Annotated in this window: 19 protein-coding genes; 4 read left to right on the top strand and 15 right to left on the bottom strand. The window is 50.1% G+C overall.

Features of this window, described 5'->3' with window-relative positions; translation table 11 throughout:
• The first annotated feature begins 453 nt into the window (after positions 1-453).
• The 3 genes from PQG83_RS19995 to PQG83_RS19985 all read left to right on the top strand — a co-directional run bounded on the left by PQG83_RS19995 (position 454) and on the right by PQG83_RS19985 (position 3336).
• Positions 454-1110, top strand: a complete 657-nt coding sequence (locus tag PQG83_RS19995) for a hypothetical protein (RefSeq protein WP_312744862.1) — start codon at positions 454-456, stop codon at positions 1108-1110.
• Positions 1111-1475: 365 nt separating this feature from the next.
• Positions 1476-2261 (top strand): ankyrin repeat domain-containing protein, encoded by a 786-nt coding sequence (locus PQG83_RS19990; RefSeq protein ID WP_312744858.1) that lies wholly within the window; start codon positions 1476-1478, stop codon positions 2259-2261.
• Positions 2262-2457: 196 nt separating this feature from the next.
• Complete coding sequence (locus PQG83_RS19985; RefSeq protein WP_312744855.1) at positions 2458-3336, top strand: EamA family transporter; 879 nt, start codon at positions 2458-2460, stop codon at positions 3334-3336.
• A gap of 55 nt (positions 3337-3391) precedes the next feature.
• Here the strand turns inward: PQG83_RS19985 and PQG83_RS19980 are convergent, their stop codons facing one another.
• The 15 genes from PQG83_RS19980 to secA form a co-directional block, all read right to left on the bottom strand.
• On the bottom strand, positions 3392-4873 hold the full coding sequence (locus tag PQG83_RS19980) for an NADH-quinone oxidoreductase subunit N (RefSeq protein ID WP_312744852.1): 1482 nt from the start codon (positions 4871-4873) through the stop codon (positions 3392-3394).
• Positions 4870-6444 carry an NADH-quinone oxidoreductase subunit M gene (locus tag PQG83_RS19975; RefSeq protein ID WP_312749155.1) on the bottom strand — a complete coding sequence of 525 codons (1575 nt, stop codon included), beginning with the start codon at positions 6442-6444 and terminating at the stop codon, positions 4870-4872. The genes PQG83_RS19980 and PQG83_RS19975 overlap by 4 nt, the downstream gene beginning before the upstream one ends.
• 84 nt (positions 6445-6528) lie before the next feature.
• Positions 6529-8430 (bottom strand): NADH-quinone oxidoreductase subunit L, encoded by a 1902-nt coding sequence (gene nuoL, locus PQG83_RS19970; protein WP_312744849.1) that lies wholly within the window; start codon positions 8428-8430, stop codon positions 6529-6531.
• A 4-nt stretch (positions 8431-8434) separates the two neighbouring features.
• Positions 8435-8740 carry an NADH-quinone oxidoreductase subunit NuoK gene (gene nuoK, locus PQG83_RS19965; RefSeq protein WP_312744846.1) on the bottom strand — a complete coding sequence of 102 codons (306 nt, stop codon included), beginning with the start codon at positions 8738-8740 and terminating at the stop codon, positions 8435-8437.
• On the bottom strand, positions 8740-9258 hold the full coding sequence (locus PQG83_RS19960) for an NADH-quinone oxidoreductase subunit J (RefSeq protein WP_312744843.1): 519 nt from the start codon (positions 9256-9258) through the stop codon (positions 8740-8742). The genes nuoK and PQG83_RS19960 overlap by 1 nt, the downstream gene beginning before the upstream one ends.
• Positions 9259-9333: 75 nt before the next feature.
• Positions 9334-9873, bottom strand: a complete 540-nt coding sequence (nuoI, locus tag PQG83_RS19955; protein ID WP_312744840.1) for an NADH-quinone oxidoreductase subunit NuoI — start codon at positions 9871-9873, stop codon at positions 9334-9336.
• A 14-nt stretch (positions 9874-9887) separates the two neighbouring features.
• Positions 9888-10961 (bottom strand): NADH-quinone oxidoreductase subunit NuoH, encoded by a 1074-nt coding sequence (gene nuoH / locus PQG83_RS19950; RefSeq protein ID WP_312744838.1) that lies wholly within the window; start codon positions 10959-10961, stop codon positions 9888-9890.
• 51 nt (positions 10962-11012) lie between these two features.
• Positions 11013-13715 carry an NADH-quinone oxidoreductase subunit NuoG gene (gene nuoG, locus PQG83_RS19945; protein ID WP_312744836.1) on the bottom strand — a complete coding sequence of 901 codons (2703 nt, stop codon included), beginning with the start codon at positions 13713-13715 and terminating at the stop codon, positions 11013-11015.
• A gap of 11 nt (positions 13716-13726) precedes the next feature.
• Positions 13727-15034 carry an NADH-quinone oxidoreductase subunit NuoF gene (nuoF, locus tag PQG83_RS19940; RefSeq protein WP_312744835.1) on the bottom strand — a complete coding sequence of 436 codons (1308 nt, stop codon included), beginning with the start codon at positions 15032-15034 and terminating at the stop codon, positions 13727-13729.
• Positions 15035-15114: 80 nt separating this feature from the next.
• Positions 15115-15639: a complex I 24 kDa subunit family protein gene (locus PQG83_RS19935; protein WP_312744832.1), complete on the bottom strand. Its 525-nt coding sequence runs from the start codon at positions 15637-15639 to the stop codon at positions 15115-15117.
• A gap of 86 nt (positions 15640-15725) precedes the next feature.
• Complete coding sequence (gene nuoD / locus PQG83_RS19930; protein ID WP_312744829.1) at positions 15726-17477, bottom strand: NADH dehydrogenase (quinone) subunit D; 1752 nt, start codon at positions 17475-17477, stop codon at positions 15726-15728.
• A gap of 59 nt (positions 17478-17536) precedes the next feature.
• Positions 17537-18016 carry an NADH-quinone oxidoreductase subunit B gene (locus tag PQG83_RS19925; RefSeq protein ID WP_312646695.1) on the bottom strand — a complete coding sequence of 160 codons (480 nt, stop codon included), beginning with the start codon at positions 18014-18016 and terminating at the stop codon, positions 17537-17539.
• A gap of 117 nt (positions 18017-18133) precedes the next feature.
• Positions 18134-18505: an NADH-quinone oxidoreductase subunit A gene (locus tag PQG83_RS19920; protein ID WP_312744826.1), complete on the bottom strand. Its 372-nt coding sequence runs from the start codon at positions 18503-18505 to the stop codon at positions 18134-18136.
• A gap of 70 nt (positions 18506-18575) precedes the next feature.
• On the bottom strand, positions 18576-19697 hold the full coding sequence (locus PQG83_RS19915; protein ID WP_312744825.1) for a class I SAM-dependent methyltransferase: 1122 nt from the start codon (positions 19695-19697) through the stop codon (positions 18576-18578).
• Between the two features lie 317 nt (positions 19698-20014).
• Entirely contained in the window at positions 20015-22735 is a 2721-nt protein-coding gene (secA, locus tag PQG83_RS19910) for a preprotein translocase subunit SecA (protein ID WP_312744824.1), read from the bottom strand.
• A gap of 285 nt (positions 22736-23020) precedes the next feature.
• Here secA and PQG83_RS19905 point away from each other — a divergent pair, with 285 nt between their 5' ends.
• Positions 23021-23314: a hypothetical protein gene (locus PQG83_RS19905; RefSeq protein ID WP_312744822.1), complete on the top strand. Its 294-nt coding sequence runs from the start codon at positions 23021-23023 to the stop codon at positions 23312-23314.
• Positions 23315-23455: the final 141 nt, after the last annotated feature.

Genomic DNA, 23455 nt, shown 5'->3' with positions numbered 1-23455 from the left:
ATACCGGCTCGTTCCCCTATTCCACACCAGCGACATCTTCCTTTGCGAATCTTGAAGTTTTGATGTTTCAGCACCCCCTATTTTCTTATAAACCTCTTATCAAGAAGAGGCTGATTTTTATCCACAACATATTTCTTCATACACCCATAAAGCCAATTTCCGATTCTGCCGAAATAATATATTGAAAGCCGGTTCGAAATAATGGCAGTACCAATATTTTGGACACCCCCTCTGACTTTTTGGTTGCGATAACAACATTTTCTCATCACAGGGTACGCGAAAGGGAGAGCCATGAGTACCAGGGGATTGCTGCATGTTCTCCCTTATTCTGGCTAGCGAAAGCCACCTACGGCTTAAGGGTGACAAGCAAAATTTCACAATACTCACGAGTCATATCCCGTTTCGATCTATTAACAACACTGTAAGAACTCTCCCAGTCAAAAGGATTCATCGATGGATTTCGTCCTGATGTTCATAGTGTTGGTGGTATACCTTGCACTCGGGGCCATTATGCTCACATTAAGCCTGAGTCCTAAAACGAAAAACAAAAAAGAAGAAACCCGAATCCAGGGCACAAGCTTCGTTCCCTCACAAATGTTCATGAGCACCGATGGGCATGGAGGTATTGCTGTCAACGAACACAATCTCAATATTTGCCTGTTACAGACTCCGACGGTCCCACCACGATTACTTCATATTTCAAACCTGGTCGGTTCGTTTCTGGTAAAAAATGGAGCAGTCCTTAACGAAACGTTACGAACTGCCCCGAAGTCCCTTATCTCATTTCAAGAACTCATGCACCCAAACGCGGAAAGACTGATCAAGAGTTGGCAGACCTCCTCTTCCCAAAAAGATAACCAGCGAATCGACCTCATGGTGTGGATCCATGATGAAGACGAACCGTTCCATGCTGTCAATTTCCTCAATATGGAAACCAAGGAAGGGGGCATTCTCTTTGAAAAATCCTTAGATACGGCAACACATTGGCACAAGGTTTTGAAGGGACTGATACACCAAGCCGACCAGTTCCCGTGTCTCCAGATGGAATCAGACCATAATGACTCAGAACAGCCGACAAAGAACCCGGCTTTAACCAGCGCAGCCCCATAGTTCCCGCGCTCCTGTCTCACCCGCCGTATCCCCATAATCCATAGCTCCTCTCTTCCCCACTTCCGTAAATCCCTTTTTTTTTGAGTTCGTGAAGAATTGACAGCGTTGTCCGTACCCCTACCCATTCGTGAATACCGGGCCTGACCTACTCAGCTCTTCCAGAATTTCCAAAAATCACTTGTAATTTTTTGCAGCATAGATTCCCCACGCAACCCACAAGCACCACAAAAAGAGCGCGGGGAACGCACCCCTTCAAATGGGGAATGGTGTAGGCCACCGCTTTGACGTTCGCTACATCTTAATGCTCATTGGGCGACTCCTGATGCCGTTTCCATTCATCTTTCAAGCAAAGAAACCGTTCTCTCATGTCGCAATCACGTGAATTCACCATAGTCAAATATGTGATGGTATGTATTGGCATTCTTCTGTCCTATGCATTGGCGTCAGAGTGGAACACCTTTTCTTTTTCCCAGGAACCCGATCTTCTTCAAGCCATCCAAAATCGCAATTTACCCCTGGTTCAGAAGCTGGTCGTTCAAGGATCCGATGTCAATCAGCGCACCCCACAAGGGGCGACGCCTCTCCATTTTTCCGCAAGATCCGGGCAATTTACGATTACTCGTCTCCTGTTACAAAAAGGAGCAGACCCTGAGGCGATTTATCAGTCCGAATGGACGCCTCTCCATTTCGCCGCGAAGGGAGGACATGTGGATATCGCCGATCTCCTCCTCCAGCACGGTGCGCCCATAGATGGCTTTAAAGGAAACATCACGCCCCTCCACATTGCCGTGCAAGAGCATCACCACCGGATGGCGTCTTTTCTGTTAGCTCGCGGCGCAACCGTTCAATCCTCATTTCAAGAAGGCTGGACGGCACTGCACATCGCCGCACAAACCGGAGATGCCGACATGACTCGCCTACTTCTGGATTCCGGCGCGCCGATCGATGCCACTAATGCCATTGGCATCACGCCCCTCCATTCTGCCGCTCTTTCCGGCCAACGGAATCTGACCCACTATCTACTGTCACGTGGAGCCACTTGTTCTCTTCCCTCACAACCACTCCAAAGCCCCATGTTTACCGCATCCGGCCAACTGTATGCGGCTCTTCAGGAAGTCTTCCAGCACTGTCCTAACCTCCTGGCTTCCTAAGTCCTCGCCGTAAGACCCTGACGACGGACCCTTTCCTATTCGTTTCCGCATCGTCCCGGGAACATCAGATGAATCCACTGGTGGCATGCAGGTATTCATTGTAAGATCCTGGACACGCGTTCCTAGCAACCTGCATTTCAACCATATTTGTGATCAATTATTTCACCTCGAAATCTTCTGAATTGGGGATCCCTACATGAGCTGGATGTATTTTGCTCTGTTGGCGGCACTCAGCGAATCCCTGAAAGACCTCCTGAGTAAGCAGGGACTGCGATCCGTCTCCCCTCAACTGGCGGCTTTAGCCGCTGGTGCGACTCCCATTCCCATACTTCTGAGCATTGTCCTGTTCACGGATTCAGTCCCTTTGCTGGGCCCCGGGTATGGGTGGGCACTGCTCATTGGAGGAACATTGAATGTTTTGGCCCTGTTCCAATTCATGAGAGCCTTACAAAGTTCCGATCTGTCCCTGGCCATTCCCTTCGTTTCATTTACTCCTCTTTTTTTATTGATCACCTCACCTTTCCTGGTCGGGGATATCCCGACGACACAGGATATCGTGGGCATCTTCTGTATTGTGGGGGGAGCGTATGTCCTCCACATCCAATCAATACACCATGGTCTTCTTGCGCCATTGTTCGCGATCTTCCGGGAACCGGGTCCAAGGCGAATGCTGTCCGTGGCGTTCATATATAGCCTCACGTCGAATTTTGACAAAATCGGCGTGCAGAATTCCTCTCCTCTCTTTTGGAGCCTCTCCATTTCCAGCGTGATGACGATCGGATTTCTGTTCTTGCTACGATTCCTGCCGGGAAAGAATATTGCCGCTCCTCGCCGGACCACTCTCGGCACCCTGTTGCTCGTCGGCCTCTTTCAGACCATAGGCCTCCTCGTCCACAATACCGCTCTCAGTCTGGGACCGGTTCCTTCCGTCATCGCCATAAAGCGATCGAGTATTCTCTTCGCCGTTATGTGGGGATGGATGTTTTTGAAGGAAAAATACGCAGGGGAGCGGTTGATTGGTGCAGTGTTGATGATGATCGGAGTGGTCGTATTAGGTTTCGGGCAAACGGACTAATCTTGTCAGCCCGACGACAAACTGAAAGACAGGAGTTGAATCACACAACCGAGAGTTATTTCAGGGAGAGAGAGGAAAGGTCTGCAACCGAAACCAGCGGACCTGGAAAGATCCCGAGTAAAACCACACCGGCAACGGCGCAAGCCAACACAAACGATACCTGGGGAGAAAGAATCAATCGGGTATGCAATTCCTGTTCGGAAGATGGCTCACGCATATACATCACCATGACAATGCGCAAATAGAAAAAAGCTGAAATGGCGGCAAAGATCAATCCAATGATCGCCAGCCATGCCAATCCGGCATTAACCGCCGCCATGAAAAGATACAATTTCCCAATGAACCCGGCGGTGGGAGGAATTCCCGCCAACGACACCATAAACACCAACATGAGAAACGCGCCACCCTTATGTCGCTTGGCTAATCCGGTAAAATCTTCTATTTCCTCGCCTTCCAGGCCACCCTTCCGTAAAACGGCCACCATGGAAAATGCGCCTATCGTCATAAACGAATAAATGGCCAGATAGAGCATCAGGCTCGAGACGCCCTGAGACGACACCGCCCCTTCTATCCCGGCCCACCCGGCGACCACGACACCAATCAATGCATAACCCGCATGGGCAATGCTGGAATAAGCCAGCATCCGTTTCACGTTGGTCTGAACAATGGCCACAAGATTGCCAAGGGCCACCGTGATAATACAGATAACCAGGATCAACAGATTCCAATCCGGTTTGATTCCACCGAAGGCTTCCAGAAGAACACGAAGGAACGCAGCAAAGCTGGCCGCCTTGGAAGCCACCGCCATAAACGCCGTCACAGACGTCGGGGCCCCTTCATACACATCGGGCGTCCACATATGGAAGGGCACTGCCGCAACTTTAAATCCAAATCCCACGATCAGCAGCATGAGCGAAATGAAGACCAACGGGTCATCGATCCCGCGCCCATTAACCACCGCTGCGATTTCCACCAGCCGCGTACTTCCAGTGACACCGAAAATAATCGAAATCCCATAGAGCAAAATTCCTGAGGAAAAGGCTCCCAACACAAAATATTTAGCCGAAGATTCGATTGACCGCAGCTCAAATCGCTTGAACCCGGCCATAATATAGAGGGTAATCGACATCAGTTCGATTCCCAGATAGATCGTGAGCAAATCAGCCCCCGATACCATCACCATCATTCCGGTCAATGCCAACAGGACAAATGCGTAGTATTCCGCGAGTTGGATCTTTTCCTCTTTGAGGTACCCCATTGACAATAAAATGGTCAGGCCGCTCACCAGATACAGCAACATTTTCCAAAATACCGCATACGAATCCACGACCACTAAATCACTGAAGGCCATCACCCGCTCACCAAAACCACTCAGCGTCACCACGCTGCTGACTACCAGAATGCCAAGACTCATCCACGCCAGGAGATCTTTTTTGTGTGCAGGCGTAATGGGATCAAGAACGAGAATCAGACAGGCCATGCCCACAATGAGCAATTCAGGAAGAATGAGAACGAGATCGGCCAGAGGAAGCGTCATGGGGCAACATCACCCTTCATGATGAGCCGATGCCCGGATGCCTCGGCCGTCATCGCCAGGGTGTGCCCTCGGCCATCTCCCCCCTCCTGAACCATGACTGATGTAGATTGAGACGCGATGACCCGCGCCACGCTCGCATGCATCACATCCAGTAACGGTTTCGGATAGAGCCCGATCCAAAACACCAACACCACCAACGGGACCAGCAGGCCGAATTCACGGACATTCAAATCAGTTAATTTGGGGAGCATCTGCGGAGAGGCCGGCCCATAGATCATCCGTTGCACCAAATACAAAATATAGGCGGCAGCCAAAATAATCCCCAAAGCCGCAAGGGTTCCTGTCAGTTTGCTCCAGGCAAAGGTGCCAACCAGAACTAAAAACTCTCCGACAAAACTGTTCATGCCTGGAAGGCCAACAGAAGACAACGCAAAAATCACAAAAAATGTTGCATATTTAGGCATGGCGTTCGCCAACCCGCCGTTATCGGTAATTTGCCGGCTATGCGTCCGTTCGTAAATGATGCCCACACACATAAAGAGCGCGCCGGTCGTAATGCCGTGGTTGATCATCTGAAGGATCGCACCTTCAATACCCTGGGCATTTAACGCAAAAATTCCCAGGGTGACAAACCCCATGTGACTGACACTGGAATAGGCAATAAGTTTCTTGAGGTCCGATTGCGCTAACGCCATGTAGGCGCCATAAATAATGGCGATGACCGACAAGGTCATGATGACGGGAGTATAGGCAACTGAGGCATCAGGCAACATGGGCAAGGAAAATCGTAAAAACCCATAGGTTCCCATTTTAAGCAAGACACTGGCGAGGATGATGCTCCCGGCAGTGGGTGCTTCAACATGGGCGTCCGGGAGCCACGTATGAAAGGGAAACATAGGGACTTTCACCGCAAAGGCCGCAAAAAAGGCCCAGAATAACAGGGATTGCAACCCGGGAGCATAGGACGCGTGGGTTAACGCCAAAATATCAAAGGTTCGTCCACCTTCAAAAAACAGCACCAAAATCGCTACCAGGAGCAAGAAACTCCCGGCCAGGGTATACAGGAAAAACTTAATCGCCGCATAGACCCGGTTCGGCCCACCCCAGACGCCAATCAGGAGATACATGGGAATCAGCATGGCTTCCCAAAACACATAAAACAGCACAAAATCTAACGCCGCAAACACGCCGATCGTCGCCGTTTCCATCACCAACAGACTGATCAGGAATTCTTTCATTCTGGTTTGAACCGACGTCCAGGAGACCAGGATACAAAGGGGAGTGAGCAAGGTGGTTAAGAGGACAAGCGGCATGCTGATCCCATCCACACCCAGTGAATAATGAATGGCGGGAGAATCAATCCAGAGATGCTTTTCCACAAATTGCATGCCGGCCTGAGCATTGTCGAACGCAACCCACAGAGGCAATGAGGCCAGCAAAGTCAGAATGGAGACCGTCAACGCAATAGATCGTGAAAGTGCCTCCTGAGCGAGCAAGACCGCGACCACTCCGAGCAGCGGGAAAATCAGCACAATCGTGAGCCAGGGTATCCCTCCTGTTGGAATGACCATCTCAGTCACGATTGAAAGATCTCCTGCCATACGGTTGTCTGTTGAACCATAACGCGTATTCCATCCTACGTTCGGCCATACATATTAATAAAAGATCATCGCACCTAAAATAACCGCCGCGCCGACAGTCATGGCCAGCGCATAATTCTGTGCTTGTCCGCTTTGAAGTCTTCGCGTCACCCATCCTCCCCAGGCCACGGCTCGCGCCACTCCATTGACCGCACCATCAATCACCGCAATATCCACCCGTTTCCATAACCGATCCGCAAAATTCAATGTTGGTATGACCACGGTCCGGTCATAGGCCTCATCCACAAACCATTTATTCAAGGAGAACTGATACAGCGATCGCCACTGATTCGCCAAACGGTCCGGCAAGCCTGGCGATTTGACATAGACCCAATAGGCGCCCGCAATCCCTAACAGGCCCATTGCGGTGGCCGTCGCCATAATGCCCAAGGCCGCCGATCCTTCGTGATGACCTCCAACACTCCCAGCACCGGGAAATGCGGGAGCCAAAAATTCCGGAATTCCAATATATCCTGTGAGGATACTCAGCACGGCAAGAAACAGAAGAGGAATCGTCATCGCTTTTGACGGTTCATGCACATGGTTGGCATGGTGAGGATCCACTCGTGATTCTCCCCAAAATGTCACAAATACCAATCGAAAACTGTAAAAAGCTGTCATGAGAGCCGTCAGTAATCCTAAGACGGCCAGAACTTTACCCAGGCCACTAGACATCCAGGCAGCCAGGAGTAATTCATCTTTACTGAAATATCCCGCAGTGAGAGGAAAACCGGACAGCGCCAGAGCCCCAATAAGAAAGGTCCAATACGTCACAGGCAGCTTATCCTTGAGTCCACCCATATGTTTCATATCTTGTTCATGATGAAGAGCAATAATCACCGACCCACACCCGAGGAATAACAAGGCCTTAAATGCTCCATGGGTCAGAAGATGATACATTCCGGCAATATAGCCACCCAGCCCACAGGCCATCATCATGTAGCCGAGTTGACTGAGCGTGGAATAGGCCACAACCCGTTTGATATCGGTTTGCGTCAACGCGATGGTCGCGCCAATAAACATCGTGGCTCCACCCACCACTGCCACTACATCCATAGCCACGGGAGAAAGGTTAAACAACGGAGCAAATCTGGCAACCATAAAGACCCCTGCCGTCACCATCGTCGCCGCATGAATAAGTGCTGATATCGGAGTGGGACCCTCCATCGCATCCGGTAACCACACATGCAGAGGCACTTGAGCAGATTTTCCAACCGCCCCGACGAATAACAACAGGCAGATCAAGGTCATCACCGATATTTCCCAATGACCTCCGACAGAACCAAGAAGATTTACCAGGCCTCCAGACTTTTGATCCAACTGAGGAAACACCTCCTGATAGTGCAAACTGCCGAAGGTGACAAAGATCAGCAGAATACCCAACATAAATCCGAAGTCCCCGACTCGATTCACCAGAAACGCTTTGGTGGCCGCTGCTCTGGCAGACTCGCGCTCATACCAATGGCCGATTAACAGGTAGGAGCAAAGACCCACGGCTTCCCAAAAAACAAAAAGTTGCAGGAAATTATCGGACATCACCAGCATCAACATAGAAAAGGTAAAGAGCGCGATATTGCTAAAAAACCTAGCGTAACCCGGCTCTCCATGCATGTAGCCAATCGTATAGACATGGACCAACGAACTCACAATGGTGACAAGCAACAACATCGCGACCGTAAGCTGATCGATGAATAACCCTAAGGCAATATGAAGGTTTCCCGAATCCGCCCACGTATAGAGAGGTATCTGAAGCGCCTGACCACCCGCCACGTCGGCAAGCGCCATGATGGAAAGAAGGAACGATCCCAGGACGGCAGGCACGGCCACCCAATGGCTTCGGTCTTTGATCCAATGACCGAACAGCCCGAGGATGACAAAGGCCAGGAGTGGGAGGAGAGGAATTAAGGCGTAGAGCATCGCCTTACCATTTCAGCAACCGGAAGTCGTCAATGTTGGTACTGGACGAATGCCGATAGAGCGCGATGATAATCGCCAGCCCTACCGCAACCTCCGCAGCAGCCACGGTAAGCGCAAAAAACACGAACACCTGTCCGGAAAGATTACCCAAATAGGAAGAAAAGGCCACAAAATTAATATTCGTGGCATTCAACATCAACTCAATGGATAATAAAATAATGATGATATTGCGACGGATGAGTACTCCTACCAACCCGATTGAGAAGACGATTCCGCTCAGCACAAGGTAGTAGCTCACTGGAACGTCCATTACCCCTTGGCCTCCAATATCCCCTTTTTGGTGAGGATAACCGCACCCACCATCGCCACTAAGAGAATGAGAGACGCGATTTCGAATGGAAATAGATACGTGGAATACAGGAGCTCACCGATCGATTCCGTATTGCCCTGAGTCAAATGGGTCGGTTCTCTCGGATCAGGGAGGTTGGCACCCAATGGGGATTCACCTTTCACCACCAGCAGGACCGCCTCTGCAAAGACCATACATCCCAGAAAGAGGCCTACGGTCAATTGGTGGTGAAAATGTACTTCACCCTTCAAATTGAGCAACATCACCACAAAAAGATAGAGCACCAGAATGGCGCCCGCATACACCAGGATTTGAATCACGGCCAGGAATTCCGCATGCAACGTGACAAAAAGCCCGGCGACGTGAAAGAACATGACCAGGAGCGCCAGAGCACTAAACACCGGACTCCTCAGGGCCACGACGAGAGCCGCCGTCACCACAATCACACTGGCAAAATAGAAAAAAACTATCGTTCCCATCACCGGTTCATTCAAAATTTTTGGCGATATTTTTTGGCCGGCATGTGGACCGAGTGCACCGCCAGGCCATAACGGCTACAATTCTTTATGAGGAATCTCTTTAAACCCGACGTTAAAATAGGCCACATTGGGATGTTGAAATTCGAGTCGCTTTTCCCGAACAGGAAAGTTGCGATCGCCAATAGCCAGAAGCTGCTCCTTGTTTAATTGTAGCTGGCGCTTATCATAGACCGCCCATTCATATTCTTGAGTCATGCCCAACGCATCAACCGGACATGCCTTCACGCACAACCCGCAAAACAAGCATCGGGTCATGTCCATGTAATATTCCTTGGAATACCGCTTCGTGGGTTCTCCCGGTACCTCGGCACTCACCACACGGATGACACGGGAGGGACAAGCCGCCTCACATAAATCACATCCCACGCATTTTTCCGTTCCATCATCGTAGCGCAATAACGCCAGCATGCCGCGATAGTTGGACGGTAACTGTTTCTTTTCATGCGGGTATTGTACGGTGATTGGCTTATAACGAAGGAGATGGGATAAGGTGGCCTTCATCCCTAACGCAATCTCATAAAATAGAAGCGTTTTGACCCACTCCTTGATTTTCATACCCTTCAACCTTCTTAGCTCCCAGGAAAGAGAAATGCAACAATCGACGTCACCACAATATTAGCCAACGCGATGGGAAGGAGGACCTTCCACCCGAACCGCATGAGCTGGTCATATCGTAATCGCGGTAACGTCGCGCGCAACCAAAAGAATAAAAAAAGAAAAAACGCCACTTTAAAGACAAACCACATGATGCCCTCAATCCAGAGGAGATGGCCCATCCCGATGTACTCCATAAGAGTGCCTGGATAGGGAGGATGCCAACCACCAAAAAACAAGACAGTCGCCACGCAAGACACCAAAATCATATTGCCGTATTCGGCCAGAAAGAAGAAGGCGAATCGCATGCCGCTATATTCCGTAAAGAATCCGGCGACCAACTCACTTTCCGCTTCCGGCAAATCAAATGGAGTTCGATTCGTTTCCGCTACCGCGGAAATAATAAACACGATGAACGCCACGGCTTGAGGGAACCCCCCTCCCCCGAAAAAGTACCAGTTCCAAAATCCTCCTGCCTGCGCATTGGTAATCGTCACGAGACTCAAGGAGCTTGATAGGAGCAGTACGCCGACAATTGAAAGCCCCACATTCAATTCGTAACTAATCAATTGGGCCGCAGACCGCAGGCCTCCCAGAAGGGAATACTTACTGTTTGATGACCACCCGCCCAAAATAATGCCGTACGCCCCGATTGAAGCAAACGCCAGGATATAGAGAACGCCGATGTTGATGTCGGTAATCACAAACGGTTTAAAGTTGACGCCGCCGACATCAACCGTCCAATCCGGGCCAAACGGAATCACCGCGAATCCGATGAGGGCAGGAACTAATGATAACACCGGGGCCATGCTAAACATGAACTTATTCGCTCCGGCAGGGATGATGTCTTCTTTAAAAAAAAGCTTTAAGCCGTCCGCGACCGGTTGCAAGATGCCATAAGGCCCGACTTCCATCGGCCCCATCCGATCCTGCATCCAACCCAACACCTTTCGCTCCAGGAGGGTGAGTGCTGCAACAGTCAAAAGCACCGCCACCATCACCACGCCAATCTGGCTTAACGTTAGGGCTAATCGAATTCCCGTATCCATGCCGGATTCACTCCTCTCCTCTATATACCGACCCACATGCTGAGAACCGCCTCATGTTCCCACCACTTTTTCAACACGAACGCGAGTCACCTTGCAATAGGGCACCTGCGTTTCCGCATCAACACGATACGACAGGAGACGGCGGACCTCCTCATCAAAATGCTCGGGAAACATCACGACTCCCTGCGGGATCCGCTCACGAAGCCCGACCGGGGTGATCACCTCACCCAAACGATTGCTCACCTTCACGATGTCCCCTTCACCAATACCACGTCGCGCGGCGTCTTCCGGATGCAAATTGAGTTTGCCGTTCGCTTCAACTTGCATGAGGCCTTTGGCCTTTCGCGAAAATTTCCCGGAATGAAACAAGGATTGCGAAACCTGCAAGATCATGTCTTCCGCACCAGCAATCGCATCCTCTGTCGGCAATTGATACCGCGTAGCGATATCCCGCTGATAATCGGTCTTGAGATATCGGGAGATGGCCTTGGAATCAGGTTGAGCGGGCAAGGGAGCAGGCCCTAATGTGCGCGTACCAGGGAGGAGATTGTGTATTTCTTTGCCAATGTCCTTGACGTCTCCATATTCCATCGGGTCATTCATCATGACCGACAGCGCGGAAAACACTTCCCAGTCCGGTCGGCTTTCCCCAACCAGATCAATGGCTTTTCGTACGGACTGATTATGGCCTTCCGAGTTGGTAAATGTCCCGTCCTTCTCAGCATAGGAACAGGCCGGCAGAACGACATGAGCCTGCTGGGCCGTTTCGGTGAGAAACAATTCCTGACACACCAGAAAATCAAGCTTGTCCAATGCCGAATGAATGCCCGAGGACGGAGGCAAGGAGGCCAGGGGATTTTCACCAACCACAAACAAGGCTTTGAGTCTACCGTGTTGCGCATCTTCAATCATCTGTGGGAGTGATGAGCCTGGTGTATCGGGAATTGGCCGACCCCACGCTTGCGCCAAGCGTTTCCGCACATCCGGGTCACCGAGGGATTGTCCACCAGGCAATACCGACCCTGTTCCCCCCATTTCGAAGGCTCCTTGATCATTATTTTCTTCTGCCAGGGGAGCAAGGCCACAGCCGGGTTTAGTGAGTTTTCCCGTGACCAATAACAGGTCCAACAAATTCATGGTCATTCCGAATCCACCCGCAGACCTGAGGACTCCTTGCCCGACAAGAACAACCACCTTCTGCCCCTGACCAAACACCTGGCCGGCTTGCGTAAACGTATCCGAAGCCAGCCCGGTTTGCGCCTGTATGGCATCCCAGGACAATGCCTGCAGATTGGCGGTGAGGTCTTCGTAATATGACTGGCCGTTGGCCTGAAGTTCAGGATCCACCATTTGCTGATCGATCGCCGCTTTCAGCAACCCCAAAATTGCTCCGGCATAGGCCGTCGGTTTGACGGCCAGATGATGGTGGGCCAGATTCACAATATTGCTAATGGTCCCAATAGCCGGTTCCAACGCTTCAATGGTGATCAGCTTCGCCCCTCGCCGCTTTACCGCTTCTTTCACCTTTAACCCTGTAATCGGATTGGTTTCGGTAATATTGGTTCCGACAAGTAAGAGCGTATCTGCCGATACAATATCGTCAAAGCTCACCGTCCAACGATGAGTGCCTTGCACTCGTTGCATGGCATGTACAGCGTTCAGATGGCCATACCGAACACTGCTATCAATCCGGTTGGTCCCGACCACGCTGCGCATGAATTTCTGAAAAACATAAATATCTTCATTGGTACATCGTCCCGTAATTAATCCGCCAATTGCATCGGGACCGTACTTGGCTTTGATCTCCAATAATCGCTGTCCAACCAGCTCCAAGGCCTCTTCCCATTGCACCGACTGAAAATCATTCCCTTGACGAATGAGGGGTGAAGTCAGGCGATCTGGATGAACGCTGACATGATAGCCAAAGTAGCCTCGGGCACAGAGGTCACCATTATTTCGTCCGGCCCCGTGAGTGGAATTCACTTCGATTAAGTCATTATTCTTGGTTTGAAAGGTAATTTGGCACCCATCTCCACAATAGCCACAAACAGATTCAGTCCGCTTTAGCATCCATGGACGAAATTCATACATAGAGACTCGACTGGTAATGGCTCCGACCGGGCAAATCTGGATACATCCACCACAAAACTCACAATCCAGTTCATGGGCCCCGAAGGCTTTAATTTCCGTCATGGTGCCGCGTCCCACAGGCGCCAGGGCTTTCACATCCATGACCTGATCACAATAGCGCACGCATCGCAAACATTGGACACACCGGTTCATCTGCGTTTCAATCAGCGGACTGAAATACTCCTTCGGAAAGACCCGTTTGAGTTCCTTAAATCCGCTGGTCGTCGCAGTGTATTCATGGGAAAAGTCCTGAAGATCGCAGCGCCCGCCTTGATCGCAGACGGGACAATCCAACGGGTGATTGGCCAAAATAAAATCCAACACCGATTTACGGGCGTCCTGCACCACCGAAGATGAAGCCGATTTCACCACCATGCCCTCCGCCACTTGCGTACTACAGGAGGTTTGCAACCGGGGCATTTTTTCAATTTCCACTAAACACATCCGGCAATTAGCGTCTGGTGTCAGTTTCGGGTGATAGCAAAAGTGCGGCACCATGACCCCAACCTGCCGCGCAGCCTCAATGACCAGCGTCCCCTTGGCAACCGTTGCCGGTTTTCCATCAATCGTCAGCGTAATCATGTCTGGGGTTGGAGTTGGAGTTGGAGTTGGAGTTGTTGCCATTTTGGTTACACTCAATGCGTGAAAACTGGAATTTCCTTGTTGCGAGGCATCGTCTCTTGAGCCTCACGAATAAGGGCCTCATATTCCCCACGCCAATGGTGCAGCGTGCTTACAATGGGAGATACGGCCGCATCACCAAACGCGCAGACCGTCCGGCCAGGAATATTTCCGCAGAGTTCATCAAGAACTCCAATATCTTCAGGACGCCCTCGTTTGTTCCAGATCCGCTGAAGAGTCTGAACCAGCCAGGAGGTTCCTTCCCGGCAGGGTGTACATTTTCCACACGATTCATGGTAGAAAAATTCCATCAATCGCAGAGCGGCCCAAACCATATTCGTGCCTTCTTCCATTACGGTGACACCGCCGGATCCCAGCATAGACCCCGCTAACGCCACTGACTCAAAATCCATTTTCACATCTAAATGATCAGGCGTCAGAAATGGAGCCGATGCTCCCCCGGGGATAAAAGCCTTCAGGGGCTTATCCGATCGCATACCCCCGCCCAAATCATAAATCAATTCACGGAAGGTGATGCCCATGGGCGTCTCATAATTACCAGGCCGCTTCACATGTCCGCTTAAACAAAACACCCGTGTTCCGCAACTTTTAGGCGGAGAGCCAATCGAGGCAAACCACTCTCCCCCCCGATTGATAATATGAGGTATATTCGCCATCGTCTCGACGTTATTCACCACAGTGGGGTTTTGATACAACCCATGCGTTGCAGGAAACGGCGGCTTAAAGCGAGGCATGCCCCGTTTGCCCTCTAACGATTCGAGAAGTGCCGTTTCTTCCCCACAAATATAGGCTCCGGCACCAAGGTGAACATAAATATTAATCCTCAACCCGCTCCCGAGAATGTTGTCACCCAGATACCCGGCCGCATAGGCCTCCCGAAGAGCCTGCTCCAGAATTTTCGCGCCGAGACGAAACTCTCCCCGAATGTAGATGTAAGCCGTTTGTGCGCCAATAGCGAAACAGGTTATGGCCATCCCTTCCAGCATTTGATGCGGATCACGTTCCATAAGTTGCCGGTCTTTAAATGTCCCCGGTTCGCTTTCATCGGCGTTACAGCACAGATATTTAGGACCAGGATGATTCTTCGGAATAAACCCCCATTTTACGCCGGTGGGGAACCCGGCTCCCCCACGACCGCGAAGACCTGACTTTTTTACCACCTCAATCACCTGATCGGGCTGCATATCCTTGAGCACGGTCCGGAGAGCTTGATACCCACCGGTCCCTTCATAGTCGGACAACGAACCGGTGTATCCCGGTTGCTCCATATTCTTCAATAAGATTTTTTCGTAAGTAGCCATAAAAACACTGTTTCGTGAACGGGCAGTTATTGATAACTCATGAATGGCTTATCCACGATTTTTCCCTGCAAAGACTTCTGTCATTTAGCAAGAGGCTGAGGATACATGAAGGGTCCTGTTTTAAGCGAACAGGTTCCGTCTCGTTTTAAATCGTCCAGGACACGTCCAACCTTTTCTTCGGATAATTGCTCATAATAGTCATCATTCACTTGCATCATGGGACCTGTACCACAGGACCCAAGGCACTCCACCACACTGAGGGTAAAGAGATTATCTGACGATGTCTGACCCTGTGCAATGCCAAGCTTTTTCTGGATCCATACCACCACATCATCAGATCCGACTAACGCACACATAAGCGATTTGCACACTTGTAGATGAAACTTCCCGATCGGCTTGAGATTGAACATGGTATAAAACGTGACAGTCTCAAACACTTGTGCCGGAGTCAAACCCAAAATTTTGGCAATCTCCTGCATGGCCTCTTCACTCACAAATCCCTCTTCCCGCTGCGCCAAGTTCAATAACGGCAACAACGCCGATCGCTTGACGGGATAGCGGGACAGAATATCATTCACTTCGTTTTTGAATCGCTCAAATAGCATAGAACGCTCGTAAGTTGAGGCCAGCAGTCAACGTCCAATGGCCATGGTGTCCGTACGCTCTTACCTTCATCACACCATTCTCCATGTTATCGATCACACTCCCCCATCACGATATCGTACGTTCCGAAAATCGTGACAATATCCGAGATCAAATATCCACGGGCCATATGATCAAAGGCGCCCATATGAATAAAGGAAGGAGATCGGATTTTCAACCGATAGGGACGCGAACTCCCGTCACTAATGATAAAAAATCCCAATTCACCTTTAGGCACCTCCGTCGCACAATACGTTTCGCCCTTCGGTGGCTTAAACCCTTGCGTAAAGATAATGAAATGATGAATCAGGCTTTGCATATCCCTCATCACCTCTGGCTTGGGAGGCGGAATGGCTTGAGCATCGACCGCCATAATCGGCCCCTCAGGCATTTGATTGAGGCATTGTTCAATGATGCGGGCGCTTTGCCACATTTCTTCCATTCTGATCCAATACCGGTCGTAGGTATCCCCGTCTTTTCCAAGGGGCACTTCCCAATCCACTCGATCATACACGCCATACGGCTCCAACTTCCGAATATCATAGGACACTCCGGACCCCCGCAGAACCGGCCCTGTGCACCCGAAATTGATGGCATCCTCCGCAGAAAGGAGAGCTACGCCTTTTGTGCGGGCGACCCAAATCCTATTTTTTTGCAAGAGCGTGTCGTATTCCCGAATGTGTTCAGGAAACGTTTTCAAAAAACTCCGGAGAGACGTAATAATTTCCGGCGTGAGGTCCGCATCCACCCCTCCAATACGATAATAATTCAATGTCAGACGAGCGCCACACAGTTTCTCAAACATATCCAACAAGATTTCACGTTCCCGGAAGGTCCAGAAGAACACGGTCATCGCCCCAATATCCAGGGCCTGTGTTCCCAACCAGAATAAATGCCCGATGATGCGTTGCATTTCGGCAACGATGGTCCGTACATATTCCGCCCGTTCCGGAACGGTCATATCTATCAATTTTTCTACGGCCCGCACATACGCGTAGTTATTGGTCATGGCACAGACGTAGTCCAAGCGATCGGTATGCGGGACCATTTGCATATACGTCAGGCCTTCAGCAAGTTTTTCTACTCCCCGGTGCAAATATCCAAGATCGGGCGTGGCCTTGCTGACCCGTTCACCATCCAACTCCAACACGACTCGAAGCACCCCATGCGTACTGGGATGCTGGGGACCCATATTGAGAAGCATTTCCGTTGTGCGTTTGGTGTCACCTGGATGATCATCCGCCATGAATTGATGGCGTTGATCATCGGACACCTCGGATTCCGACCACTCGCCGATCGGTTCATCCAACCTGGGAAGAAAATCGAACCGGCTTCTCCACCCTTTCCCTTCAGCCGGAAAATCTTTTCGTAACGGATACCCTTCATCATAATCATCAGGCATCAAAATTCGACGAAGGTCGGGATGCCCGGTAAAGCGGATGCCCATCAAGTCGTACACTTCACGTTCAAGGAAATTGGCCCCTTTCCAGATCCCGCTGATCGAGGCGATTTCCGGATGATCCTCTGTCACCCGCGCTTTAATCCGGATTCGGGTTCCATGGGGAAGGGAGAGAAAATGATAAATGACTTCAAATCGTTCGAGGGCATCAGGATAATCCGCCGAACAGATATCGGTAATATGATCCAACGCCATCGCGGGATCGTCATGAAGAAATTGCGCAATTTCCAGCCAATGATCGGCTTGTACTTGTGCCCACAAATCCAAACGCACGGGATCCTGCTGCGCCGTCAGCACAGCCTGAGGAAAGCGGTTGACCAGAGATTCGAGAAAAGCATGCATAAATCTGATGTGTTGCTGAATCGTGGAATATCGAAAGACCGTCTACACAACTTCCAGAGTTATTTCACGAAATATTTTTCTTTCTGAATTTTTTCCTGGAGTTTAATGAGACCATCCATGAGTGCCTCAGGTCTTGGGGGACAACCTGCGATATAGACATCCACAGGGACAATTTGATCCACACCCTGAACCACACTGTAACTATTGTAATGATTTCCGGATGTCGCGCAGGATCCCATGGAGATCACATATCTGGGCTCCGCCATTTGATCATAAATTCGACGGATTACCGGTGCCATTTTCCGACAAACCGTCCCAGCCACAATCATCAAATCGGACTGACGTGGTGACGCACGAAACACCCCGGCCCCAAAACGATCGATGTCATACTTGGAAGACACCGATGCGATCATTTCAATCGCACAACAGGCTAACCCGAAGGTCATCGGCCAAAGGGCTGATTTCCGGCACCAGGCAATACAATAGTCCAGGTTAGTCGTAATAATATTCGGTTCAAGCTGTCGTTCAAGCATCCCCATAAGATTATCGTGGGTACCTCAATGTTCTGTAGAAAACTCGTTGCCTACCCCAAAAAGATTGGGGTGCCATTGTACTGGGTGGACTCCGGTTTTTTCCAGGAGAAAAGAACTATTTTCTTAATCCCAATCTAACGCACCTTTTTTCCAGGCATACCAGAATCCCACAATGAGAATGGCCAGGAACACTCCCATTTCAACAAGGCCAAGAAGGCCAAGCTTCTTAAACACCACCGCCCAAGGAAATAAGAACACGACCTCAATATCAAATATGACAAAAAGCATGGCAATGATGTAATACCGCATCGGAAACTGCACCCTGGCGTCCATAAACAATGGAGCGCCACTTTCGTAAGGAAGCAATTTCGCCCGATAGGGCCGGCTCGGACGGACAATCCACCCCACCACCAAAGAACCCACTCCAAACAGTGCCCCAAGAACCATGAAGATGATAATGGGGAGATAATTAGAAGGAACCGGTTCACTACCCATAGATCACTCTCATTCCAAAATGAGTCATACGCACGACCCTAATTCCGCTTACCATTCTTCTCCGCCTTCTTCAATTCGAGAACACCACGTCATCAAAAAAAGCCGGATAACGCAACCCTTGAAGGGCGAAAGCCTCCATCCCTTTTCGCTGAACCAGAACCTTAAACGTGGTCCCCATACCATGAGGACGCAATAAATGCGCTAACGCCCTTACATCATCAGACTCCTGATCGTGGTCTCGCACCAATTCTTCGACTCCTAACCCGATCAGCCAATTGGCCATAGTCGTCAATCCGACGAGGTCCAACCCATTGGTCATCCCAACGCTTGCCAACACGGAAAAGTTGACGTGAGCCGTCATATCCTGCTCTCCAACCCTTACATAGGGATCGGTCGAGATGGCATGCCGATGATAACATAAGAAGGTCCCGTCCTTTCGGTCGGTCCGATAATAATCCCGATGCGTATGGCCATAGTCAACGGTCATGACGATACCACGGTGGAGAAGACGAGCCACGTGCTTCATCCAAAGCTCAGCGGCAAGATGGAGTTCGGAGGTTTGCCCTTCACTCAAGACTACCTTATGCGTCTCGATGTATTCGATCAATTCCGGAGACAGACGATGATCCAGACATTCAACAAAACGCCCGCTTTTGTAGGCCACACATATTTCATGAAGGCGTTGGTCAGCCATTCGGACGCGGTGGACAGGTAACGCATCAACTAATTCGTTGGAAAAGACAACTCCGGTTATGGAATCCGGGTCAACCTCCTCTATGGCAGACTTCCAACTCAGGTGACTTTCCCCCCATTCCCTCCCCAAGGTGCTGAGTCTGGCTGCCTGTCGCGATTGGAGATGCGAACTCCGCTCAATGATTTGATAAGAGAGGCGGTGAAAGAAATCAGAAGCGATCGTTCGGCATTCTTGAATGAAATCGAAGGCAAAAGTTCCATTCCCTGCACCAATCTCCATAAAAGTAAACTGAGAGGGATGGCCTAACTGCTCATCGATAGCCAAAATCTGACGAACCAATGTTTTCGCCAAAATAGGAGAGAGTTCAGGTGCAGTAAAATAATCACCACCCCATCCGATTCGGTCTGAGGAGGAGAGGTCAGGTTCAAACTTTTTGGTCATATAATATCCGTGTGGAACATCGTAGAGGGCCAATTCCATGAAACGCGCAAAACTCATGGGCCCTTGAAGGCCAATTTCAGACAAAATCTTCTCGATAAGGTCTGGCTTACTCTGTATTTTCTGTGGTTCGGATGGCACGAATGGACTATGGTCACTCCTTCAATATGCCTATGGAGAATCGGTTACGATAACGGCCTACCTTCAGCCAAGTCAAGCAATTTCGTACTTTTTAAGGCAATAAAAAACAATAGATTCAATATGTTATGAATACGACCCTGGTCAGGAGAGAAAGGAAGAGTAGCGGTTAACAGAAAGGGAGTGCCGTCACAACAAGATAGGCATCAATGAGCAGAGCAAGGAGGGCCTTTCATGTGTTAGGTCCCATGGCATTTCTTATATTTTTTTCCGCTCCCACATGGGCAGGGATCGTTCCGTCCGACTTTCTCTTCGGCACGGTGAACGGTGCGTTGTTGAGGAGTGGCAGCAGATTCACCTCCGCGGTTCAAATTTAATTGTGCCGGACGGGGCGTTTCCCGCTCAGGCTCAGGCCGTTCCCCGCGAACCAATTGAAATTTAAAAAGCCGTTCCAAGGTATCATTTTTAATCCGTTCCATCATACCTGCAAACATGTCATAGCCTTCACGCTTATATTCGGCGAGGGGATCCTTTTGCCCATACCCGCGCAGGCCGATTCCATCCTTCAATTGGTCCATTCCCCACAAGTGATCCTTCCAATGATGGTCAATCATTTGAAGCAGAATTGTGCGCTCCACATAATGCACTAAATCCTCGGTGGCGCCATGCTCATGAATTAAGGTTTGGACTTTGTTCCGATAGGCCTGCTTTAATTTTTCTGGAATTTCTTCCTTGAGTGCGTCTCGACCAATGTCTTTAATCTCCTCAGCTTGAATCACTTCCACGCCGAATTGTCCCTGCACCGATTCGACTAATCCCGCAATATCCCATTCCTCGGCATATTGCTCCTCAGGACAATAGGTATCCACGAAGCGCTCGCCCACTTCCTCAATCATACCGAAAACGTCTTCTGTCACATCGGTGGCATGTAACACATTCTGTCGATGTTTATAGATAACCTCCCGCTGCTTACTCATCACATCATCATATTCAAGAAGATGTTTGCGTATTTCAAAGTTATGGCCTTCGACTTTCTTTTGCGCGTTTTCAATCGATTTGGTGACCATTTTGTGCTCAATGGGCACCCCCTCCTCCATGCCGAGCTTGAGCATAAGGTTTGAGACCCGTTCAGACGCAAAAATACGAAGCAAGTCATCTTCCAGGGACAGGAAAAACCGCGAGGAGCCAGGATCTCCCTGCCGACCCGCCCGGCCTCTCAACTGATTGTCGATCCGACGGCTCTCATGACGCTCGGTCCCGACGATATGTAACCCTCCAGCCGCCAACACTTCCTTTTTATTCTGATCACACGCGGCTTTTATCGTGTTGTAGGCCTTTTGCTGCTCCTCTTCTGTGAGTTCTTCCCCCCGATAAATCACCTGTTGTTTGAAGAGCGCTTCAGCATTGCCTCCCAATAAAATATCGGTGCCTCGGCCGGCCATGTTGGTCGCGATCGTCACCGCACCCTTTTGCCCCGCCTGGGCAATAATTTCGGCTTCTTTTTCATGGAACTTGGCATTCAAGACATGATGCTTCACGCCCCGATGCTTCAATAGGGCCGCAAGACGCTCTGATTTTTCAATGGAAATCGTGCCAATCAGAACCGGTTGGCCCTTCTCATGATACTCTTTGATTTCGTCGGCAATGGCTTCGAATTTTTCCTTTTCCGTCCGGTAGACCACATCCGGATTATCAATGCGTATCATGGTGCTATTGGTGGGCACCACATTCACTTCGAGGTTGTAAATCTTCGCAAATTCCGCGGCTTCGGTGTCCGCTGTCCCGGTCATGCCCGCCAGCTTATTGTACATACGGAAATAATTCTGGAACGTCACGGATGCCAAAGTCTGGTTTTCATTGGCAATTTTTACCCCTTCTTTGGCCTCCACAGCCTGATGAAGCCCATCACTCCAGCGCCGTCCCGGCATTAATCGACCGGTAAACTCATCAACGATCATCACCTCGCCATCTTTCACCACATACTCGACATCCCGGTGGTAGAGCACATGGGCCTGGAGGGCCTTAATGACATGATGCACCAAACTCAGGTGTTTCAAGTCATAGAGATTATCGACACCCAAGAGTTTCTCAACATGCGCATTGCCTTCCTCGGTCAACGACACCGTTTTTGTTTTCTCTTCAACCGTATAATCCTCTTCCCGTTTGAGATGGGGAATGATCCGGTCCACTTGGAAATAGAGGTCTGTGCTTTGTTCGGCAGGCCCGGAAATAATCAGCGGCGTTCGAGCCTCGTCGATGAGAATACTGTCAACTTCGTCAACAATGGCAAAGTTCAACTCCCGTTGAACGCCCTGACTCAAATCCGTGACCACGAGATTATCCCTCAGATAATCAAAGCCAAATTCATTATTGGTCCCGTAGGTAATATCGGCCCCGTAGGCCTCACGTCGAGAACACGGTCGAAGGAATTGCAACCGTTTATCCGGTGCATCATAAGTCGGATCGAATAGAAACGAGGCGTCGTGTTGGATGGTCCCGACGGATAAACCTAAGCCATGGTACAGCGGTCCCATCCATTGGGCATCCCGCTTCGCCAGATAATCGTTAACGGTAACCAGATGAACCCCTTTTCCCTCCAACGCATTCAAATAGACGGGAAGGGTCGCGACGAGGGTTTTTCCTTCTCCCGTGCGCATTTCAGCAATGCGGCCCTGATGTAAGACCATACCCCCTAACAACTGGACATCAAAGTGGCGCATGCCAAGCCGGCGCTTGGACATTTCCCGGCACACGGCAAACGCCTCCGGGAGTAAATCGTCTAAGGTCTCTCCGGCCTCCAGTCTTTTTTTAAAAATTGAAGTCTTTGCCGCCAATCCCGCGTCATCAAGAGGTTGCAACGAATCTTCAATTTCATTGGCTCGAACCACCAGAGGCTTGAGCCGCTTCAGCTCTCGATCATTTTTGCTTCCAAACAGGATATTTAATAGACGAACAAACATATCGACCTTACACCTCGGATACAGAAATAGGGTTGGAGAAACTCACGATGGATAGGGATGGAGGACTAGATACACCTTTCCAAGCCGTACAGTTATCTTAGTATACCGAATTACCGGTGGGAATCAACTCACGGGAAAGGGATTTATGGCGGCAACGGTTCATCATGTGACAAACGACGACACGATGCGGAGGGCGGCCATTTGCTTGACAGAATCTTTGATATTTCCCTAGCATAAGCATCCTTTATTATTCGGGGTTTCAGTCGTTTCCGGCCTGTAGATACCATGACCTGTCGAAAAAGTCTCACCATCGTTTTTATTCTGATGCTCTTCCTCATCATGGGGAGCATGCATCGGACCTACGCTTCGCATATTACCGACCATACTCATCACCACACACCCTCCACCCACAGCACGGGAGTCTGTTCCTGGATGTGCGCTGCCGCACAAACCATTTCAGGAGACAACCTGGATATTTCCCCCAGTTTTCAACTCCTTACCATCATGGAATGGCCATCGCCTTCAGTCCCTTCTCTCGTTTCCACTCATTTTCTTACAACCAGAGCTCCACCCCGGTAAAATTAAACTAAGTTTGTCTCCTAAACCGTTTTCACCAAAACCCGTGGAGTTGGAGAACGGTTCCACAGAGCGCGATCAGAGGAGGTGGCGACGTATATCTTCCTGATCAGGAGAGACCGAACGAGGGGGAAACTTCTTAAG

Source organism: Candidatus Nitrospira neomarina, assembly GCF_032051675.1.
Lineage (GTDB): Bacteria > Nitrospirota > Nitrospiria > Nitrospirales > UBA8639 > Nitrospira_E > Nitrospira_E neomarina.
The sequence above is the reverse complement of the archived record's forward strand: the minus strand, read 5'-3'. Positions and strand labels throughout refer to the sequence as shown.